A 19444-nucleotide genomic window follows, 5' to 3' on the forward strand; every position below is an offset into this window, starting at 1 on the left:
TTTTACGGCAACTTCCGGTCGTCTAATGCTCAGAAATAGCTCTGCAGCGGGCGAACCTCGAGGTTGCCGGCCTTCAGCGCCTTGATCGCCTGGGCGGCTGCTTCGGCACCGGCCATGGTCGTGTAATACGGCACCTTCTGCATCAGTGTCGCGCGGCGGAGCGACTTCGAATCGGAGATCGCCTTGTTGCCGTCCGTCGTGTTGATGACAAGTTGGACCTGGCGGTTGCGGATCGCATCCTCGATGTGCGGACGGCCTTCGAGCACCTTGTTGATCTTCGTCGCTTCGATGCCGTTTTCAGCCAAGAAGCGTTGCGTGCCGCCGGTGGCGAGTACCTTGAAACCTTCGCCTACAAGAACACGGATCGCAGGCAGCACGCGCGGCTTGTCGTGGTCGCGAACGGAGACGAAGACCGTCCCGTCACGCGGCAGTTCAACGCCGGCGCCGAGCTGCGACTTGGCGAAGGCAAGGGCGAAATCGGTGTCGAGGCCGATGACCTCCCCGGTCGAGCGCATTTCAGGCCCAAGCAGCGTATCGACGCCCGGGAAGCGCGCGAAGGGGAAGACGGCCTCCTTGACGGCGATGTGCTTCAGGGCGCGCGGATCGGGCTTTTGGCCGTAGGCGGCGAAGGCCGCATCCAGCTTCTCGCCGGCCATGACGCGGGCGGCGATCTTGGCAATCGGCGCGCCGATGGTCTTTGCCACGAATGGCACGGTGCGCGAGGCGCGCGGGTTGACTTCGAGTACGTAGACGGTGCTGTCCTTGATAGCGAACTGCACGTTCATCAGACCTCCGACATTTAGCGCCTTGGCCATGGCCTTTGCCTGGCGCTCGAGCTCGTCGAGCAAGTCCCCCGACAGCGAGCGCGGCGGCAGCGAGCAGGCCGAGTCGCCGGAATGGATGCCGGCCTCTTCGATGTGCTCCATGATGCCCGCGACGTAGACGTCATCGCCGTCGGAGAGGCAGTCGACGTCGACCTCGATGGCGTTCGTCAGGTAGCTGTCGAAAAGCAGCGGGTTCTTGCCGAGCAGCGTGTTGATCTGGCCGGTCTTGTCGTTCGGATAGCGCTGCTTGATGTCTTCCGGAACCAGTTCCGGAACGGTGTCGAGCAGATAGGTCTGCAGCATCGATTCCGAGTGGATGATCTGCATGGCGCGGCCGCCGAGAACGTAGGAGGGGCGTACCACCAGCGGGAAGCCGATTTCGGCGGCGACGAGGCGGGCCTGCTCGACGGAATAGGCAATGCCGTTGTTCGGCTGGTTGAGGTCGAGCTTCATCAGGAGCTTCTGGAAGCGGTCGCGGTCTTCGGCAAGGTCGATCGCATCCGGCGCGGTGCCGAGGATCGGGATGCCGTTCTTTTCCAGCGCTTCGGCAAGCTTCAGCGGCGTCTGACCGCCGAACTGGACGATGACGCCGACGACCTCACCCTTTTCCTGCTCGGCGCGCAGGATTTCGATCACGTCTTCGGCCGTTAGCGGCTCGAAATAGAGGCGGTCGGAGGTGTCGTAGTCGGTCGAGACCGTTTCCGGGTTGCAGTTGATCATGATCGCTTCGTAGCCGGCATCCTTCAATGCGAAGGCGGCGTGGCAGCAACAGTAATCGAACTCGATACCCTGGCCGATTCGGTTCGGACCGCCGCCGAGGATGACGACCTTCTTGCGGTCGGAGACCTGCGCCTCGGAGCGGGCGGCGCCGACGAAGGGCGTTTCGTAAGTCGAATACATATAGGCAGTCGGCGAGGCGAATTCGGCCGCGCAGGTGTCGATGCGCTTGAAAACCGGGCGGACATTCAGGCTGTTGCGAAGTTCCGCCACTTCTTTCGGACGCTTGTTCGTCAGCGTCGCGAGGCGCGCGTCCGAAAAGCCCATGGCCTTCAGCATGCGCAGGTTTACGGCGTCGCTCGGTAGGCCATGCTCGCGGATACGGGCTTCCATGTCGACGATCGCCTTGAACTGGGCGATGAACCACGGGTCGATCTTGGAGCCCTCGTGAACCTCGGCCTCGCTCATGCCCTGGCGCAGCGCCTGGGCAACCATGCGCAGGCGATCGGGCGTCGGCGTGCCGATCGCGGCACGGATGGCGTTCTGGCTGGACTCGCCTTCCTCGACGTCTGGAATTTCGATTTCATCAAGGCCAGTCAGGCCCGTTTCGAGGCCGCGGAGCGCCTTCTGCAGCGATTCGGCGAAGGTACGGCCGATCGCCATGACTTCGCCGACGGACTTCATCGCCGTCGTCAAGATCGGCGAGGCGCCCGGGAACTTCTCGAAGGCAAAGCGCGGAATCTTGGTGACGACATAGTCGATCGACGGTTCGAAGGAGGCGGGCGTGGCGCCACCGGTGATGTCGTTTTCCAGTTCGTCCAGCGTGTAGCCGATCGCGAGTTTCGCCGCGACCTTGGCGATCGGGAAACCGGTTGCCTTGGAGGCGAGCGCCGAAGAGCGCGAAACGCGCGGGTTCATCTCGATGACCACGAGGCGGCCGTCCTTCGGATTGACGGCGAACTGGACGTTTGAGCCGCCAGTCTCGACGCCGATCTCGCGCAGCACCGCAATCGAGGCGTTGCGCATGATCTGATATTCCTTGTCGGTCAGCGTCAGCGCCGGAGCGACGGTGATCGAGTCGCCGGTGTGGACGCCCATCGGATCAATGTTTTCGATCGAGCAGATGATGATGCAATTGTCCGCCTTGTCGCGGACGACTTCCATTTCATATTCCTTCCAGCCGAGGACCGACTCCTCGATCAGCACTTCGGTCGTGGGCGAAGCATCGAGGCCGCCGCCGACGATGTCGAAGAATTCCGAACGGTTGTAGGCAATGCCGCCGCCGGTGCCGCCGAGCGTGAAGGACGGGCGGATGATGGCCGGCAGGCCGACGTCATCGAGTGCCTGAGCGGCGATCGCCATTGCGTGGTTCAAATAGCGCTGCTTGCGGTCGCTCTCGCCCAGGTTCCACTGGTTTTCCAGATCGTCCAGCGCAGTGTCGAGCGCGGCGCCGGAGAGGCTTTCGCGCAGCTTTGTGCGCTCGGCCTCGTGCATCTTGCGGTCGGCGTCCTTGATGTCTGTGGCGTTCGCCAGCATCGAGCGCGGCGTTTCCAGCCCGATGCGGGCCATGGCTTCACGGAAGAGGGCGCGGTCTTCCGCCATGTCGATCGCCGCCGGCTTGGCGCCGATCATCTCGACATTGTATCGGTCGAGCACACCCATGCGCTTTAGCGAAAGAGCCGTGTTCAGCGCCGTCTGGCCGCCCATGGTCGGCAGCAGCGCATCCGGCCGCTCCTTGGCGATGATCTTGGCGACGACTTCCGGGGTGATCGGCTCGACATAGGTCGCGTCCGCAAGACCCGGGTCGGTCATGATTGTCGCCGGGTTGGAGTTGACAAGGATGACCCTGTAGCCTTCCTCCTTCAGCGCCTTGCAGGCCTGGGTGCCGGAATAGTCGAATTCGCAAGCCTGGCCAATGACGATCGGTCCCGCGCCGATGATGAGGATCGATTTGATGTCTTGGCGCTTCGGCATGGACGATATCCGTTTCTAGCTGCGCAAAAAGCCGGCCAGGGTGGGAGGCACCGGGTCGGTCGCGCACGAGGGGTCTTTTCAGGCTAGAAGCGGCTTATAGGCAAATGTATTTGCAAACGGAACCCCATAAATCGCGGAATCGACAGGAATCCGAAAACTCCTGAAATGCCGTTTACGGGCCGGGTACCACAATGACGCGGATCTCGCCGTTGCGTGCCGGATTGGCGATCGCTTCCGGCGCGTCATCAAGCCCGATCCGTCGGGAGATGAGAGGCTCGACCTTGATGACGCCCGAGGCGATCAGGTCCGCAGCGCGGCCGTGGGTGAAGGGGTTCAGAAACGAGTTCACCAGCTTGATCTCGCGAAACAGCAGATCGAAGGGCTGCATGGAAATCCTGGCGCCTTGCGGCATGACACCGAGGATCACGACGGTGCCGCCGCGGCGGGCGAGGAGAGGAGCCTGTTCCATGGTCTCCGCAACGCCGGCGCATTCGATCACCACATCGGCACCGCCCGGCAGAAGGCCGTGGTCAGCCGTCACCAGATCGGCGACGTCGCCTGATGAGGGGTCGGCCGTTGCCGTCGCGCCAAGGTCTTCGGCAAGCCGCCGTTTATCGGCGTTGCGCGTCACCAGCACGACGCGGGTTGCACCGGCGAGCCGCGCAAGCTGCACGACCAGCAGTCCGATCACGCCACCGCCGAGCACGGCCACGGATGCGCCGGCCCTGATCTTTGCCAGATCGACGCCGTGCAGACAGCAGGCGAGGGGTTCACAAAAGGCGCCATGCAGCCGCGCCAGCGACTGAGGCAGTTCGAACGCCTGTTGCTCCGGCATGCAGACATATTCGGCAAAACCGCCATCCCGATGAATGCCGATCGCCTGCAGGTTCCGGCAGAGATTGACACGTCCGTGCTGGCACTCCGGGCAGCGTCCGCAGGCGATGTTCGGGTCGCCGGTCACCCGCATGCCGGGGCGAAAGGCGGTCACGCCTTGCCCAACGGCTTCGATGATGCCGACAAATTCGTGCCCGAGTATCACCGGTGGCTTCGACGGAAATTCACCCAGGAAGAGATGGCGGTCAGTGCCGCAGATGCCGCAGGCTTCGACCTTCACCAGCATTTCGCCAGGGCCTGGCACCGGCTTTTCCATTCGGCTCACGGCAAGCCGCCCCGTCGCTTCCAGGCGTACAGCTTTCATCATGTCCTCCCGCATCCTCTCCTTCAGTGAGGGCGAAAGCGGGAGTCACGTCAAGCATTTGGTGCATTTTCTTCATGCGAAGCGACGCCGCACCTCAGCCGCATAGCCACGGCTGACCTGATATCGAAGGCCTCGCGCGTCAGGATAAGGAGCTTCCGTTGTCCCGCTTCAAGCGCTCGACAGGGGCATCGGCCGTGGCATCCGTCTCCTTCAGCGCATCGGTAAAGCGCAAGGAACACGAGTTCGCGGCCGAGGCGCCACGTCTTCGGCGTAGCGATCTTGCACCGGTCTGTTCACTCTTGTGCCGGTGCGGATGAACGAGGCGATCTTCAGCGGGAGGGATACGGCTTCGGCCATGGACGGCATTGTGCACGCGACGATCGGTGCCATTCTCGCGCTTTGTCCGCGTCTAAAGCCCTTTGCCTGAAACCTGCTGGCCTTCACGCCCTCGCCGGATATATAATTGCCTTAGAGCGCATGCCTGCGCATCGCCAGGGGAGAGTTCAGATGGAATGGAAGGGGCGCCGCCAGTCGGACAATGTCGAGGATCGCCGCGGTGATGCGACAGGTGGCGGGTTCGGCCGTAATCCGTTCGGCCGCAACGGCGGCTTCAGCTTTCCAACCGGCGGCGGTGTGGGACGCAGGGGCGGCGGGCTTTCGATCGGCACGATCATCTTCCTCGTTGTCATCTATCTGATCTTCAAGGCGATGGGCATCGACCTGATGCAGGTGTTGGATGGCGGCATGACGGGCGGCTCCGGCTACGAGCAGAGCCAATCGGAAGGCACTAGCACGCCCGCCGATGACGAGATGACCGCATTCATGCGTACCGTGCTGGCCGAAACCGAGGACACCTGGCAGGGCATCTTCCAGGCTCAGGGCAGGGATTATGAGGAGCCAACACTGGTGCTCTTTGCGGAGGCTACGCGATCGGCCTGCGGTTTCGCATCCGCCGCCAGCGGACCGTTCTATTGCCCCGGCGATCACAAGGTCTATCTCGACACCGCGTTCTTCCAGGAGCTCGAGAGAAAATTTGGCGCCTCCGGCGACTTCGCCGAAGCCTACGTCGTCGCCCATGAAGTCGGCCACCACGTCCAGAACCTGCTCGGCATCCTGCCGAAGTTCAACGAGGCGCGCCAGCGCATGAGCGAAGCCGAGGCCAACAAGATGTCGGTGCGCGTCGAGCTGCAGGCCGATTGCTTTGCAGGCATCTGGGGGAAATATACCGAGCAGAAAGGCATGCTCGATGCCGGAGACCTTGAAGAGGCGTTGAACGCCGCTCAGCAGATCGGCGACGACACGCTGCAGAAGCGCAGCCAGGGCTATGTCGTGCCGGAAAGCTTCAATCACGGCACGTCGGACCAGCGCATGCGCTGGTTCAAGCGAGGCTTCGACAGCGGCCAGCTCGCCGCCTGCGATACGTTCTCCGGGCCGGTTTGAGCGAGCATCTTTTGCTCACCCTCTCCTCATTTTGACAGGGAGGGGGCTGGGGAGGGCGCTGCCAGCAGGAGCTTATGGCCCTATTTTTCGCTGTCCATATGCTGCAATTGCGCATCCGGGTAGCGCGCACCTGCCGCCGCATCCTTCGGCACGGCGCGTTCGATGGTGCCCATATCATCTGCAGAAAGCTCGACGGCTCTTGAGCCGAGCGCTTCCGTCAGCCGGTCGCGGCGGCGGGCGCCGACGAGCGGGATAATGTCCTTGCCCTGTGCGGCAACCCAGGCGATTGCGATCTGGGCGACTGAAACCCGCTTTGCCTCGGCGATCTTGCGGAGTTCTTCGACGAGCGCCAGGTTCTGGTCGACATTACCTTCCTGGAAACGGGGGCTGTAGCCGCGAAAATCGCCTTTGCCCGATTCCTGGCCCTTCTGCCAGTGGCCGCTGATCAAGCCGCGCGAAAGCACGCCGTAAGCGGTGATCGAGATGCCGAGTTCGCGGCAGGTGGGCAGGATTGCATCTTCGATGCCGCGGGAAATCAGTGAATATTCGATCTGAACATCGACGATCGGATGAACGGCCGCCGCCCTGCGGATCGTGTCGGCGCCGACTTCGGAAAGGCCGACATGCCGGACATAACCGGCCTTGATCATGTCGGCGATCGCGCCGACGGTCTCTTCGATCGGCACGTTCGGGTCGAGGCGGGCAGTGCGGTAGATGTCGATGTAGTCGACACCGAGACGCTGCAGCGAGTAGGCGACGAAGTTCTTGAGCGCCGCCGGCCGGCAATCGTAGCCGAGCCACGTGCCCTGCGGATCGCGAAGCGCTCCGGTCTTGACGCTGATCACGACATTCTCGCGTTTGCGGCCCTTCAGCGCTTCGCCGATCAGCATCTCGTTATGGCCCATGCCGTAGAAATCTCCCGTATCCAGCAGGTTGACGCCGGCATCCAGCGCAGCATGGATGGTGGCGATGCCCTCTTCGCGATCCGAAGGGCCATACATGCCCGACATACCCATGCAACCGAGGCCGATGGCGGAAACTTCGGGCCCGGTCTTTGCCAAACGATAGGTGTGCATCTCTTTTCCCTTTTTTCGATAACCTAGCGGCATCCTCAGACGTGTTTTACCCGGCCGGAATTTGTGCGATAACCCGTATAATATCGAACAACCTGTACGGAGCTACGCACAATGGATGACTTTGCCTCTCAGTGATCTGGCTGCCTTTGCCGCCATTGCAAGGGAACGGAACTCGCACGGCAGCCCGCAAACGCGGTGTGTCGCCATCTTCGCTTAGCGCATCTCTCCGTAGCCTCGAACAGCGGCTCGGCGTGCGTTTCCTCAACCGCCACGACCCGCAGCAATGACGCCGACCCAAGCAGGCGAAAGGCCTGGAGCGCCTCGTGTCGGCGCTTGGCGATTGTTTCGGCACTCGGTCAAATCGGCGCACGTCTCGACTGGGAGTTCGAGAGCGACGGCGAAACGCTGCTGATCTCGCCGTCCGGGCCGCTGGTGGCCAACGTCATCGAGATGGAGGTGGTTCTGCGTTCGCCGGTCTCATCGGCTCCTTCGAGGAAGGGCTCGCTCCAACCATTGCACGTGGCGAACTCGCGCCGATCTGCCCGATCCTTCAGGAGTGAGTCACCGAATTCTCCGGACCGTCCTCAATTATGCCAGCCACAGGCACATGCCGCCTGCACTGCGCGCCTTCGTCGATTTCGTGAAGGAGTAGCGGCGGCCCGCTTAGAGTCCCCGTTTGTTCCGCCCGCCGATCAATTTCACTGGCGGCTTGATCAAAAACTTTGAAATGTTCACGTATTGTTTCATTTTTCTCGTTGAGCTATGTATCGACCCCGGCGACGAGATCGTCTTTCCAGAAAGCAATCCGCTGTTGAGAGATGTTCCATGCTTGATCCCAAATTCGTTCGCCGCGGCCTCTTCCTCGTTTTCCTGATCCTGTTTTTGGACGTGATCGGCATTGCGATCATCATGCCGGTGCTGCCCGCCTATCTTGAGGAACTTACCGGCGGAACCATTAGCGATGCCGCACTCGACGGCGGCTGGCTGCTGGTCGTCTACGCCGGCATGCTGTTTTTGTTCTCGCCGCTGCTTGGCAATCTCAGTGACCGTTTCGGCCGCCGTCCGATCTTGCTTCTCTCCGTGTTGACCTTCGCGATCGACAATCTGATCTGCGCGGTCGCCACCAGCTTCTGGATGCTTTTTATCGGCCGGGCGCTCGCAGGCTTCAGCGGCGGCAGCTATGCGACGTGTTCTGCCTATATCGCCGACATCAGCAATGACGGGAACCGCGCAAAGAATTTCGGCCTGATCGGCATCGCCTTCGGCGTCGGCTTCACCATTGGTCCGGTCATTGGCGGTTTACTCGGCGAATTCGGCCCGCGTGTTCCATTCTTCGGCGCAGCGGCGCTTTCCTTCCTCAATTTCGCTGCGGCCTATTTCCTGTTGCCGGAAACGCTGGACGCCAAGCATCGGCGCACTTTCGAATGGAAGCGAGCCAATCCGCTGGGCGCGTTGAAGCAGATGCGCAATTATCCCGGCATTGGTTGGGTCGGCGCCGTCATGTTCCTCTTCTGGCTGGCACACGCCGTTTATCCGTCCGTCTGGTCCTTCGTCTCGACCTATCGCTACGGCTGGAGCGAAGGCCAGATCGGCCTTTCGCTCGGCATCTACGGCATCGGCGCTGCGATCGTCATGGGGCTTGTGCTGCCAAAGATCGTGCCGGTGCTCGGTGAGTGGAAGACCGCCATCGTCGGCCTTTGTTTCTCTGCCGTCGGTCTGACGGGTTATGCTTTCGCCTGGGAGGGCTGGGTCGTCTACACGGTCATTATTCTGACCGTGATGGAAAACGTCGCCGATCCGCCGCTTCGCAGCATCGCCGCCGGCAAGGTGCCGCCATCCGCGCAGGGCGAATTGCAGGGAGCGCTGACCAGCCTCAGCAGCATTACGACGATCGCCGGCCCGCTGATCTTCACGCAGATGTTCGGCTATTTCACCGGGCCGGATGCTCCGGTGACCTTTGCCGGTGCTCCCTACCTGCTCGCCGCCTTCTTTATTCTGTCGGCGGCCCTGGTGTTCCTCGCGAAGGTCCGGACACCGAAAACTTCGGAAGCCTTGGAGGCGCCGGCGCAATGAGCTATCAGAATTCGTGATGATGTGATGAATTTTTCATCATCTGCCCCTTTTAGGGTGGCTCTTTGCGGGCCTTTGATCTAAGGCCCGGTATTACTTTGCCGCGAAATGCGGCCCGAAGTGATTCAACCAAACAGGAATGGCTCTGATGGACGCGCCGATCGACGTGCACAGGCTTGCGCCGCAAACCGACAATCACTGGGGTGCGCATTTCCGCGCTACGCTAGCGCTCGGCATTCCGTTCATCGGCGCCCAGCTTGCCCAGCTTGGCATCAACACGACGGACGTGATGATCGTCGGCCGCCTCGGCGCCGAGAACCTAGCTGCCATGGTGCTGTCGGCGCAGTTTCTGTTCACGATCCTGATTTTCGGTTCGGGCTTTGCCATCGCGGTTATCCCGATGGTCGCGCAGGCTTACGGCCGGGGCGATGTCGTCACCGTTCGTCGCTCGATGCGCATGGGCCTTTGGATGGTCACAGTCTATTGGCTCGTCATGCAGCCGGCCTTCTTCTATGCCGAGGAGATATTGCTCGCCGCTGGCCAGAAGCCGGAGGTGGCAAAGCTTGCGCACGGCTATATCCTGATCGGCCATTTCGGCGTGCTGCCGGGGCTGCTTTACAATGTTGTGCGCGCGCTCGTCAGCGCGATCGGCAAGGCTGCCGTCGTCCTCAATGTCACCATCGCCATGCTGGTGATGAACGCGATCTTCGCCTACGCCCTCGTCCTCGGTCATTTCGGCTTTCCGGCAATGGGCCTTCAGGGCGCTGCGATCGTCTCGGTCGCAGTGCAGACTGCGGGCTTTTTCTTCATCCTCGCCTATGTGCAGATGAGGGAGGAGACGCGGCGTTACGAGATCCTGGTGCGTTTCTGGCGGCCTGATTGGCACGCGCTTTGGGACGTCGTTCGTCTCGGTCTGCCGATCAGCGTGACTATTCTTGCGGAAGTCAGCCTCTTTACAGTTGCCTCGCTGCTGATGGGTTACATCGGCACGATCGAGCTTGCGGCACATGGCATTGCGCTCCAATGGGCGTCGATTGCCTTCATGATCCCACTCGGCCTCTCGCAGGCCGCAACTGTCCGCGTCGGCATTGCGCACGGGCAGGGGGACCATTCCGCTCTGGTTCGCGCCTCGATCGCGGTACTGATCATCGCGGCGGCGATCTCCGGTATCGGTGGCGTGCTTTTTGCCATCATGCCCGAATTCCTCGGCAGCTTGTTCCTGGACGTCAGTTCGCCGGAAGCGCCGCAGGTGCTGGCTTACGCCGGTCCGCTCATCGTCGTTGCCGGTCTCTTCCAGCTCGTCGACGGCATGCAGGCGGTTGCCAATGGTTTGCTGCGCGGCCTCAAGGATGCGCGTGTGCCGATGATCATGGCGCTGATTGCCTACTGGCCGATCGGATTCTTCCTTGCCTGGTTCTTCGCTTTCCCAATGGGCTTCGGCGGCGTCGGCATCTGGTTCGGTTTTCTCGTCGGCCTTGCGGCTGCCGCGGTCATGCTCTGCGCACGATTCTACATTCTCGTGCGTCACGAGGGGAAAATGGCCGGCGCCTGAACCGGCCATTTAATCGTCAAGCTGCAACCGGCTTGTAATTGGCGATGTCGGCGCGAATGCCGAGCCGCGTGAAAAGCGCCTGCGGATCGAAGTTTCGCGCCCGGTGCGCCGCCTGGACGGCGGCCTTTACCCGCTCGACGATCTCGGCGCTTTCCCATTCGGCAATCGTCACGAAATTGAATTCGCCCGGCCCCGAAACCTGCTCCAGTACCGTGTGCCGGATGAAGCCTTCCTGGGCCTGCAGTACCTCGTGCGTCTTCAACACATTGATCAGAAACTCCTCGCGTGCCTCCTCCGGCACAGCAAACTTGTCCACGCGATAAAGAGCGCCGTTCATCACCATCTCCTTTGTTGTCGATGTCACGGCAACCGGTCTAGTTCCTCAAGTTAAGTTGAGGTCAAGCGCCAGGTAAAAGAAAAAGCCCGCGGCAGGCGGGCTTTCGTTCGGCTGACCACTGCGTCTCAACGCTCGGCGAGCGCTGCTTCGCCTTTCTTCCCGCGCACCATGTTGATGAAGCGGCGGAAGAGGTAATGGCTGTCCTGCGGGCCGGGAGAGGCTTCCGGATGGTGCTGGACGGAGAAGATCTGCTTGCCGGCGACGCGCAGGCCGCAATTGGTGCCGTCGAAGAGGGAAACGTGAGTCTCCTCAACGCCTTCCGGTAGCGACTTCGTGTCGACCGCAAAGCCGTGGTTCATCGAGACGATCTCGACCTTGCCGGTCGTATGGTCTTTCACTGGATGGTTGGCGCCATGATGGCCCTGGTGCATCTTTTCGGTCTTTGCGCCGAGCGCGAGGCCCAGCATCTGGTGGCCGAGGCAGATGCCGAAGACCGGGATGTCCGTCTTGATCAGCTTCCGGATCACCGGCACGGCATATTCGCCGGTTGCCGCCGGATCGCCCGGGCCGTTCGACAAAAAGATGCCGTCCGGCTGCATGGCAAGCACGTCCTCGGCGCTGGTCGTTGCCGGAACGACCGTGACCTTGCAGTCGAGGCCTGCAAAGAGGCGCAGGATGTTGCGCTTCACGCCGTAATCGAGGCAGACGACATGGTATTTCGCCTTGTCGGCGCCGAGTTCTGCGTAGCCTTCGTTCCAGATCCAAGGCGTCTGCGCCCATTGCGACGACTGGCCGGAGGAGGCGATCTTGGCGAGATCGAGGCCCTCGAGGCCACTCCAGGCCTTGGCTTCCGCCTTTAGGGTTTCAAGGTCGAAGACGCCGTTCGGGTCATGAGCAATCACCGCATTCGGTGCGCCGTTCTCGCGGATCCAGGCGGTGAGCGCGCGGGTGTCGATGCCGCAGAGGCCGATGACGCCGCGGGACTTCAGCCAGGCATCGAGATGCTTTGCGGCTCGGTAGTTGGAGGGCTCGGTGATGTCGGCCTTGAAGATGACGCCGACCGCGCCGTGGCGCGCTGCCGGCGTCAGGTCTTCGATGTCTTCGTCGTTTGTGCCGATATTGCCGATATGCGGGAAGGTGAAGGTGACGATCTGGCCGAGATAGGAGGGGTCGGTCAGGATTTCCTCGTAGCCGGTCAGCGCCGTGTTGAAGACCACTTCGGCCTGGACCTTGCCGGTGGCGCCGATCCCCTTGCCTTCGATCACTGTTCCATCTGCCAGAACGAGCAGGGCGGTCGGCTTTTCGGTTGTCCAGGGTGCTGTCGCGGTCATCTTCATCCCGTTTCCGGCAGGTCCTGACGTCTTGGGGCCGTCAGACTGCCATTTGTGTTCGCAAGGGTATGGGCGCAGCTTCTCGCAACGCATCTCAGGCCTGATCACGAATTTTGGTGCAGGTGGCGGTAGATAGCCGCGCTGTGCCCCGGCGTCAATCTTTCTGGCGTGGATCGGCCGCCTTTTCCTTCGCTTTCTCGCGCAAATCTCGCAATTTATTTGATCCCTGCCATCGGGCTGGTTTATGAAGCGCCATTCAACAGGAGTGAAGATAATGCTGCGCGATCAGGTCGCCACCGCGCTCAAGGACGCGATGAAATCCAAGAATGCCGAACGGCTCTCGACCGTCCGCCTGATCCAGGCGGCGATCAAGGACCGCGATATCGCCAACCGCGGCACAGGCAAAGGCGAGGCTCCGGATGACGAGATTCTGCAGATCCTCGCCAAGATGGTGAAGCAACGCGACGAATCGGCGAAGATCTACGAAGAGAACGCCCGTCCGGAACTCGCTGCCAAAGAGCGTGCAGAGATCACTGTGATCCAGGACTTTCTGCCGAAGCAGCTTTCGGACTCCGAAGTGCGGGCGAATATCGCTGCCATCATCAAGGAGACCGGCGCCGAGGGGCCGAAGGACATGGGGAAGGTCATGGCGGCGCTCAAGGAACACTATGCCGGCCAAATGGACTTCGCCAAGGCGTCCGGCACGGTCAAGGAACTGCTGAAATAGGCCTATGCAGCCGGGCCGAGCACTGCCTCGGCCGCAGCATCGACGACCGCGAATTTCGCGGCCTGATAATTCCAGTATTCGAGAATGAAGCCGCGCGAGAGCCAGAGATCGCCCTTGCGCGGCGGCTCCTCCCAGCCGATGCTTCCCATTTCGGCGGCCTGTGAAAGCAGGCGCTTCAGGTGCGTATTCGAAATCATGAATTGCGCACGGATTTCGCCGAGTGATACCGGACCAAGAGCCATGTGCTCCTTCGACCGATCGAAGCCCGGCAGGCGCGACATCAGATAATCCATGACCAGCCCGCCCGAATTTGCCCAGTTGAAGAGATTGAAGGTCCTGCCGGGGTCGCGCACGGCATCGGTTTCGATGATCGCCTTAGCGATCAGCGGTTGAATTTTGCCGATGGTGGAAAGATCCGCGCTTGCCCGCTCGAAGCGTTTCCCGCCATCGAGTCCGTCGAGGATGAACAGATGGGCGAGCAGCCACTTCAGGAAATGCTGCTCGGCCGTTTCCGTCGGCTCAAGCAGCCGCGTGCGGCGATCGCTCTGGCCGCTTGCCGGCCTCAGGAAGCGATAGGCAAGCATTTCCTGCATGAAAGCGGCAGCGGTATTGCGGCTGGCGATCTTGTTGGCGACGACGAATTCGACAAAGCGGCCGGAGTAAAGCCCTTTCTTTATGCCGTCTGGATAGCCGTAGTGCAGCGCAAATCCGGCATGCGCCATCAGCCAGCGCTGCTGTGCGGCAAAGATCGAGGCAATGCGCGGGCTTTCGCGATAGATCGCAAGCATCTCATTAGCGCAGAGTAATACCGCTTCAAAAAAACGATCATCGGCTGCAAGTTTTTCTGCGGTAATAGACATCGAACATTCCAGGCGGGCACTCGTATTCCATCTGTTATGAAGGACGCGCCTGTCAATGTTACTTTGCACAAGGATGCTGCAAAATTCCGATGGTCAGTTAACCGACAAGGTTAAAGCCCAAAAGTAAAGAAGGCAGGAGCTGGGGGCGCTCCTGCCTTCTTGCTCTTTGCTTGTCGCTGGCGACGCAGGCCGAAACCCAAACCAGCGGCGTATTTGCAAAGGCACCCTTGCGAGGCGGCGCCGGGGGTAGGGATGGAGCCTCGCTCGGGGATCGCTTTGTTGGGAAGGAGCGTATTGCGATGCAGCAGAGGATTCAAATTACAAAAATATAATAATTCGATCGTGAGCTTGTTACATGCGAACGAACGGTGCGCACGGACAACGCCAGTCATATCCCGCCATCTTCTTAAACGCGTGCTAATCGATTGATAATCAATGATTTTATTCGTCGGGAGGCGTGTCTTGCCGCGAGCCTGTTTGGTCTGTTCGGATTGCGGACCGGCGGTCGGTGTGCACAGTTGTCGCACCCCTCGGCCGCAAGCTGTCACGCTTTTTTGATTGTCTTTTTTGTTATTTTCGGAGTCGATCTTTCAAAGCCTTCTGGGGCTGGACATCGTGGCGCAGGACGGCGTTGATGCGAGTTTGATAGCCCTTGCCGCTTGCCTGGAAGAAATCGACTACCTCCTGGTCCAGCCATATTGACAGCGGTTTCTTGGCGGTCGGGCAAACGGCTTCCGCCTTCGACCAGTCAATGTCGACGAATCCACCCAGTCGAAATCGTCGCCATGGCACGCTCGATGTCCTCGTCGGTCATGGCGTCGACGCGGGCGTGGTCGGTCCGGTCTTCGCCGCGTGCAATCATTTTTGGATCTCTTCAGCCGAATACCTGACGATACGCTCTTCGCTCGTTCTTGCGTGCCGCACGATTCAGCGCGCAGCGTATAGACGATCGCGATTACCATGAGCGAACCGGAGAGATTGCCCATGTGCGAACTCCTCCATGTCGATCGGATTCTTTCCAGATGCGGTTCGTTCTATGCGGCCGCTGCTTTTGGAAAGTCGGTTCCAGGTTTCATGGATATCTGCTCGCCGCTTGTTTTCGTCCCATTCGAAGGACGAGAACTGCTTGTGGACAGGCTCCATGTTGCACCTAAAAGTTCAATTGCTTCTAGGCACGCATGCGTCTGCTTCTAGGCACGCATGCGTCGTCGTCTATGCAAACTCGAGGGCGTCAAGCCTGTGAATAGCGCGTCTTTCCGCCGAAGTTCATGGCAGGTTCCGCCAAACCTGCGTATATGATGGTTCGCCAAGAGGTTCATATGCGCTTTTCCAATTCCTTTCTCGATGAGATACGCGACCGCGTCCAGATTTCGGATGTGATCGGCCGTCGCGTGAGCTGGGACAAGCGCAAGACCAATGTTTCGCGCGGCGATTACTGGGCCTGCTGCCCGTTCCACGGCGAGAAGTCGCCGAGCTTTCACTGCGAGAACCGCAAGGGCCGCTATCACTGCTTCGGCTGCGGCGTCACTGGCGACCATTTCCGCTTCCTGACCGAGCTTGAGGGCCTGAGTTTCCCCGAAGCCGTTCAGCAGATCGCCGATATGGCGGGTGTCGCCATGCCGATCGCCGATCCTGTCATGGAAAAGCGCGAGAAGGAGCGCGGCTCGCTTCAGGACGTCATGGAACTGGCGACGCAGTTCTTCCAGGACCAACTGCAGACGGCGAACGGCGCGCGGGGGCGGGCATACCTGCGCGACCGCGGACTGACCTGCCGGACAATCGACACCTTCCGCCTCGGCTTTGCGCCGGACAGCCGCAATGCGCTCAAGGAGTTTCTGGCGGGCAAGGGCGTTGCCAAGGAGCAGATCGAAGCCTGCGGTCTTGTGGTCCATGGTCCCGACGTGCCGGTCAGCTACGATCGCTTCCGCGACCGCATCATGTTTCCCATCCTCTCGTCGCGGGAGAAGGTGATCGCTTTCGGCGGCCGCGCCATGTCGCCGGATGCGCCAGCGAAATATCTCAATTCCAACGAGACCGAGCTCTTCCACAAAGGCAATGTGCTCTACAATTTCGCGCGCGCACGGCGAGCGATCCAAGGCGCAGACGGCGCCGGCACCATCATCGCCGTCGAAGGTTATATGGACGTCATCGCGTTGCATCAGGCCGGCGTCGAGAATGCCGTTGCGCCGCTCGGTACGGCTCTTACGGAGAACCAGCTCGAACTGCTTTGGAAAATGACACCGCAGCCGGTGCTCTGCTTCGATGGCGATGGCGCCGGCATCCGCGCCGCAAACCGTGCCGCAGATTTGGCGCTGCCGCATCTGAAGCCCGGCCGAACCGTGCGTTTTGCGCTGCTGCCAGATGGCAAGGACCCGGACGACCTCGTGCGCCATGATGGCCGTGCGCCTTTCGACAAGGTGATGAGCCAGGCAAAGCCGCTCGCTGAGATGCTCTGGAGCCGGGAGATCAACGCGGGCAAATTCGATACGCCGGAGGCGCGCGCCGAACTCGAAGCCCGACTGAAGCAGATGGTCGCCGTCATCGTCGACGAAAATGTCCGCCGCCACTATCAGCAGGACATTAGGGACCGGCTCAACGCATTCTTTCAGCCGCAATTCCAAAACCGTGGCGAGCGCCGAAGCTTCGATCGCGGCGGCCGGCCCGGCGGACGCGGCGGGCAGGAGGCGCGCGGCGCGCGCATCTCCGGCGGCGGCGTTTCCGAGCGCCTTGCGCGTTCGGGTCTCGTGCGCGGGCATCAGGAAATTCCGGCGTTGCGCGAAAGCGTGCTGGCGCTCACCATCGTCAATCATCCCGCCCTGATGCAGGACGAGTATGACGAAATCGCCTCGATCGATTACGACAACCGCGAGCTTCAGCGACTATGGTCAGGTGTGCTCGGTGCTGCGGCGGCCGTCGCGGGGCCGCATCTGACGCGCGAATACCTGATCGAGCGGCTGGAGGAGCAGGGTTTCGGCGCGCTCCTTAAGAGCCTGGAGCAGCAGATTCGCAACGCGCGCCTCTGGATCGCGACGGAGGAGGCGGCCATGGAGGATGCCCGCGAGGGCTACCGCCAGGCGCTTGCCTTCCACAAGCGCGCCAAGGCGCTGCGCTGGCAGAAGATCGAGCTCGAACGCGAGATCGCAGAGGCAACAGAGGCCGGAGACGGCGATGTCATCGACCAGTTGATGCGCGCCCTGCAGGAAGTTCATTTCGAAGGCCTCCGGCTGGAGAACCAGGAAGCCATCATCGATGGTTTCGGCGTGCTTTCCGGCCGCGTGAAGGGCGCGGCTAGCCATTGATGGACGGCGGCGACATGGCATTTTCGGCCGCAGGTGCGCTCTTCGGCAACGGCCGGGACCCGCTCGTTATCCTGAAGCGCGTCTACGGCTATCCCGCGTTTCGCGGCAAGCAACAGCAAGTGATCGATCAGCTCGTGGCAGGCGGCGATGCAGTGGTGCTCTTTCCGACGGGCGCCGGCAAATCGCTCTGCTTCCAGATCCCGGCGCTCTGCCGCGACGGCGTCGGCATCGTCGTTTCGCCGCTGATTGCCCTGATGCGCGATCAGGTGGAGGCGATGAAGCAGCTCGGCATCCGCGCTGCAGCGATCAACTCGTCGCTCACCCGCGAGGAATTCGTCGATGTCCGCCGGGCACTCTCGGCGGGTCAGCTCGATCTTCTTTATGTCACGCCGGAGCGGATCCTCATGGACGGCTTCAGAGAGACGATCGGCAGTGCGAAGATCGCCCTCTTTGCGATCGACGAAGCGCACTGCGTCTCGCAATGGGGGCATGACTTCCGTCCGGAATATCGCGAACTCGGCAGGCTTGCAGAACACTATCCGGGCGTGCCGCGCATTGCATTGACGGCGACTGCCGATCCGCACACCCGCGACGACATCATCGAACGGCTGGCGCTGAACAACGCCAAGGTTTTCACCACCAGCTTCGACCGGCCGAACATTTCCTACGAAATCGTTGAGCGCGATCAGCCGCGCCAGCAGCTCCTGCGGTTCCTCTCGAGGCACAAGGGCAATAGCGGCATCATCTACTGCCTGTCGCGTGCCAAGGTCGAAGACACGGCAGATTGGCTGAACACCCAGGGCATCCGCGCGCTTCCCTATCATGCCGGCATGGACCGGTCGCTGCGCGATGCCAATCAGGATGCGTTCCTGAAAGAGGAAGAGCTTTGCCTCGTCGCCACAGTCGCCTTCGGCATGGGCATCGACAAGCCGAATGTGCGTTTTGTCGCGCATCTCGACCTGCCGGGCTCCATCGAGGCCTATTACCAGGAAACCGGCCGTGCTGGGCGCGACGGCCTGCCGTCGGAGGTCTGGATGGCCTATGGCATGTCCGACGCCATCCAGCGCCGCCGCATGATCGACGAGGGCAATGCGGCCGATGAGATCAAACGCATCGAACGCGGCAAGCTCAACGCGCTGCTCGCCATCTGCGAAACGGCTTCCTGCCGCCGCCAGGCGATCCTTGGGCATTTCGGCGAGGCGCATGCCGGCAAGTGCGGCAACTGCGATACCTGCCTGAAGCCTGTTGAAACCTGGGATGGGACGGAAGCGGCGATCAAGGCGCTTGCCGCCGTCTATCGCACCGGCGAGCGTTTTGGCACCGGCCATGTGATCGATGTGCTTCTCGGCAATAACAATGAAAAGACCGAGCGCTTCGGCCATGTGGACATGCCGGTCTTCGGCGCCGGCAAGGATACCCCGGGCCGCATCTGGCAATCCGTCTTCCGCCAGCTTCTTGCCATGGGTCTGATCCGCATCGATCATGAGGCCTATGGCGCGATGAAGCTGGAGCCGGATGCCCGTGCCGTGTTCAAGCATGAACGCCAGGTCTTCTTCCGCAAGGATCGTCCGGCCTCGGAACGCCGCACCAAAAAAGCCGAACGTAGCGAGCGCCGCTCCGGCCTTTCCGGCGCCGACGGCCTTCTCTTCGAAGCGCTTCGGGCCGAACGTACCTCGATCGCCAAATCCCTCGGCGTTCCGCCCTATGTCGTCTTCCCCGACACGACGCTGATCGCCTTCGCCACCGAGCGGCCAAGGAGCCGGAAGGAGCTGCTGAACATCTCGGGCGTAGGGCAATCGAAGCTTGAGCGCTATGGCGATGCGTTTCTGGACGTCATTCTGGCAAACGATGACTAGACCGGAATGGGGCGGTTGCAAGGGCCTGTCTAATGCAATCGGGTGATGTTCTGCGTGCCAGACCTCTGATATGTTTCCCCTAAAGTCCGGGGAGCTTCAATGACAATTTTCAACAGAGCGGTGGTTTCGTTGCCCGGGCGTGAGCGGATTGCTAGACATCTGCATGACGGGCAGGTCTTTGAC

Annotated in this window: 13 protein-coding genes and 1 pseudogene; 7 read left to right on the forward strand and 7 right to left on the reverse strand. The window is 61.3% G+C overall.

Translation table 11 applies throughout. From position 1 onward, the window contains the following. Window positions 1–29: 29 nt before the first annotated feature. The gene (gene carB, locus ACZ9DP_RS21190) at window positions 30–3515 is read right to left on the reverse strand and encodes a carbamoyl-phosphate synthase large subunit (protein ID WP_239598066.1); all 3486 of its coding nucleotides are present in this window, start codon (window positions 3513–3515) and stop codon (window positions 30–32) included. A 172-nt stretch (window positions 3516–3687) separates the two neighbouring features. After that, window positions 3688–4713, reverse strand: a complete 1026-nt coding sequence (locus tag ACZ9DP_RS21195; protein WP_476203479.1) for a zinc-dependent alcohol dehydrogenase family protein — start codon at window positions 4711–4713, stop codon at window positions 3688–3690. Window positions 4714–5220: 507 nt separating this feature from the next. Between ACZ9DP_RS21195 and ypfJ the strand changes: the two genes are divergently transcribed. Then, entirely contained in the window at window positions 5221–6153 is a 933-nt protein-coding gene (ypfJ, locus tag ACZ9DP_RS21200) for a KPN_02809 family neutral zinc metallopeptidase (RefSeq protein ID WP_074069010.1), read from the forward strand. Between the two features lie 80 nt (window positions 6154–6233). Here ypfJ and ACZ9DP_RS21205 read toward each other — a convergent pair whose 3' ends face one another. Next, window positions 6234–7229 (reverse strand): aldo/keto reductase, encoded by a 996-nt coding sequence (locus ACZ9DP_RS21205; protein ID WP_476203480.1) that lies wholly within the window; start codon window positions 7227–7229, stop codon window positions 6234–6236. A gap of 115 nt (window positions 7230–7344) precedes the next feature. Here ACZ9DP_RS21205 and ACZ9DP_RS21210 point away from each other — a divergent pair. The 3 genes and pseudogenes from ACZ9DP_RS21210 to ACZ9DP_RS21220 form a co-directional block, all read left to right on the forward strand. Continuing rightward, window positions 7345–7539, forward strand: a pseudogene (locus tag ACZ9DP_RS21210) (helix-turn-helix domain-containing protein); the annotation flags it as partial. A gap of 515 nt (window positions 7540–8054) precedes the next feature. Beyond that, entirely contained in the window at window positions 8055–9302 is a 1248-nt protein-coding gene (locus ACZ9DP_RS21215; RefSeq protein ID WP_476203481.1) for a TCR/Tet family MFS transporter, read from the forward strand. A gap of 145 nt (window positions 9303–9447) precedes the next feature. Beyond that, the gene (locus tag ACZ9DP_RS21220; RefSeq protein ID WP_074070328.1) at window positions 9448–10851 is read left to right on the forward strand and encodes an MATE family efflux transporter; all 1404 of its coding nucleotides are present in this window, start codon (window positions 9448–9450) and stop codon (window positions 10849–10851) included. Between the two features lie 16 nt (window positions 10852–10867). Here ACZ9DP_RS21220 and ACZ9DP_RS21225 read toward each other — a convergent pair whose 3' ends face one another. Together ACZ9DP_RS21225 and carA are read right to left on the reverse strand one after the other, a co-directional pair. After that, window positions 10868–11188, reverse strand: a complete 321-nt coding sequence (locus ACZ9DP_RS21225; RefSeq protein ID WP_476203482.1) for an antibiotic biosynthesis monooxygenase family protein — start codon at window positions 11186–11188, stop codon at window positions 10868–10870. A gap of 125 nt (window positions 11189–11313) precedes the next feature. Then, window positions 11314–12519 carry a glutamine-hydrolyzing carbamoyl-phosphate synthase small subunit gene (gene carA / locus ACZ9DP_RS21230; RefSeq protein ID WP_194730160.1) on the reverse strand — a complete coding sequence of 402 codons (1206 nt, stop codon included), beginning with the start codon at window positions 12517–12519 and terminating at the stop codon, window positions 11314–11316. Between the two features lie 274 nt (window positions 12520–12793). Between carA and ACZ9DP_RS21235 the strand changes: the two genes are divergently transcribed. Next, window positions 12794–13246: a GatB/YqeY domain-containing protein gene (locus ACZ9DP_RS21235; RefSeq protein ID WP_039845442.1), complete on the forward strand. Its 453-nt coding sequence runs from the start codon at window positions 12794–12796 to the stop codon at window positions 13244–13246. Window positions 13247–13248: 2 nt separating this feature from the next. Here the strand turns inward: ACZ9DP_RS21235 and ACZ9DP_RS21240 are convergent, their stop codons facing one another. Both ACZ9DP_RS21240 and ACZ9DP_RS21245 read right to left on the reverse strand, forming a co-directional pair. Beyond that, window positions 13249–14106: a hypothetical protein gene (locus ACZ9DP_RS21240; protein WP_074069006.1), complete on the reverse strand. Its 858-nt coding sequence runs from the start codon at window positions 14104–14106 to the stop codon at window positions 13249–13251. A gap of 570 nt (window positions 14107–14676) precedes the next feature. Continuing rightward, the gene (locus tag ACZ9DP_RS21245) at window positions 14677–14898 is read right to left on the reverse strand and encodes a BrnA antitoxin family protein (protein ID WP_372419730.1); all 222 of its coding nucleotides are present in this window, start codon (window positions 14896–14898) and stop codon (window positions 14677–14679) included. 527 nt (window positions 14899–15425) lie between these two features. Here ACZ9DP_RS21245 and dnaG point away from each other — a divergent pair. Further along, complete coding sequence (gene dnaG / locus ACZ9DP_RS21250) at window positions 15426–17405, forward strand: DNA primase (RefSeq protein ID WP_476203483.1); 1980 nt, start codon at window positions 15426–15428, stop codon at window positions 17403–17405. A gap of 14 nt (window positions 17406–17419) precedes the next feature. Then, entirely contained in the window at window positions 17420–19261 is a 1842-nt protein-coding gene (gene recQ / locus ACZ9DP_RS21255) for a DNA helicase RecQ (protein ID WP_476203484.1), read from the forward strand. Window positions 19262–19444: the final 183 nt, after the last annotated feature.

The sequence above is a fragment of the Rhizobium sp. USDA 4016 genome (assembly GCF_056279705.1).

Excerpts from the sequence above, each read along its gene's own strand:
- carB (WP_239598066.1), bottom strand. The coding sequence starts at position 3,515 with ATGCCGAAGCGCCAAGACATCAAATCGATCCTCATCATCGGCGCGGGA.
- ACZ9DP_RS21195 (WP_476203479.1), bottom strand. The coding sequence starts at position 4,713 with ATGAAAGCTGTACGCCTGGAAGCGACGGGGCGGCTTGCCGTGAGCCGA.
- ypfJ (WP_074069010.1), top strand. The coding sequence starts at position 5,221 with ATGGAATGGAAGGGGCGCCGCCAGTCGGACAATGTCGAGGATCGCCGC.
- ACZ9DP_RS21205 (WP_476203480.1), bottom strand. The coding sequence starts at position 7,229 with ATGCACACCTATCGTTTGGCAAAGACCGGGCCCGAAGTTTCCGCCATC.
- ACZ9DP_RS21215 (WP_476203481.1), top strand. The coding sequence starts at position 8,055 with ATGCTTGATCCCAAATTCGTTCGCCGCGGCCTCTTCCTCGTTTTCCTG.
- ACZ9DP_RS21220 (WP_074070328.1), top strand. The coding sequence starts at position 9,448 with ATGGACGCGCCGATCGACGTGCACAGGCTTGCGCCGCAAACCGACAAT.
- ACZ9DP_RS21225 (WP_476203482.1), bottom strand. The coding sequence starts at position 11,188 with ATGAACGGCGCTCTTTATCGCGTGGACAAGTTTGCTGTGCCGGAGGAG.
- carA (WP_194730160.1), bottom strand. The coding sequence starts at position 12,519 with ATGACCGCGACAGCACCCTGGACAACCGAAAAGCCGACCGCCCTGCTC.
- ACZ9DP_RS21235 (WP_039845442.1), top strand. The coding sequence starts at position 12,794 with ATGCTGCGCGATCAGGTCGCCACCGCGCTCAAGGACGCGATGAAATCC.
- ACZ9DP_RS21240 (WP_074069006.1), bottom strand. The coding sequence starts at position 14,106 with ATGTCTATTACCGCAGAAAAACTTGCAGCCGATGATCGTTTTTTTGAA.
- dnaG (WP_476203483.1), top strand. The coding sequence starts at position 15,426 with ATGCGCTTTTCCAATTCCTTTCTCGATGAGATACGCGACCGCGTCCAG.
- recQ (WP_476203484.1), top strand. The coding sequence starts at position 17,420 with ATGGCATTTTCGGCCGCAGGTGCGCTCTTCGGCAACGGCCGGGACCCG.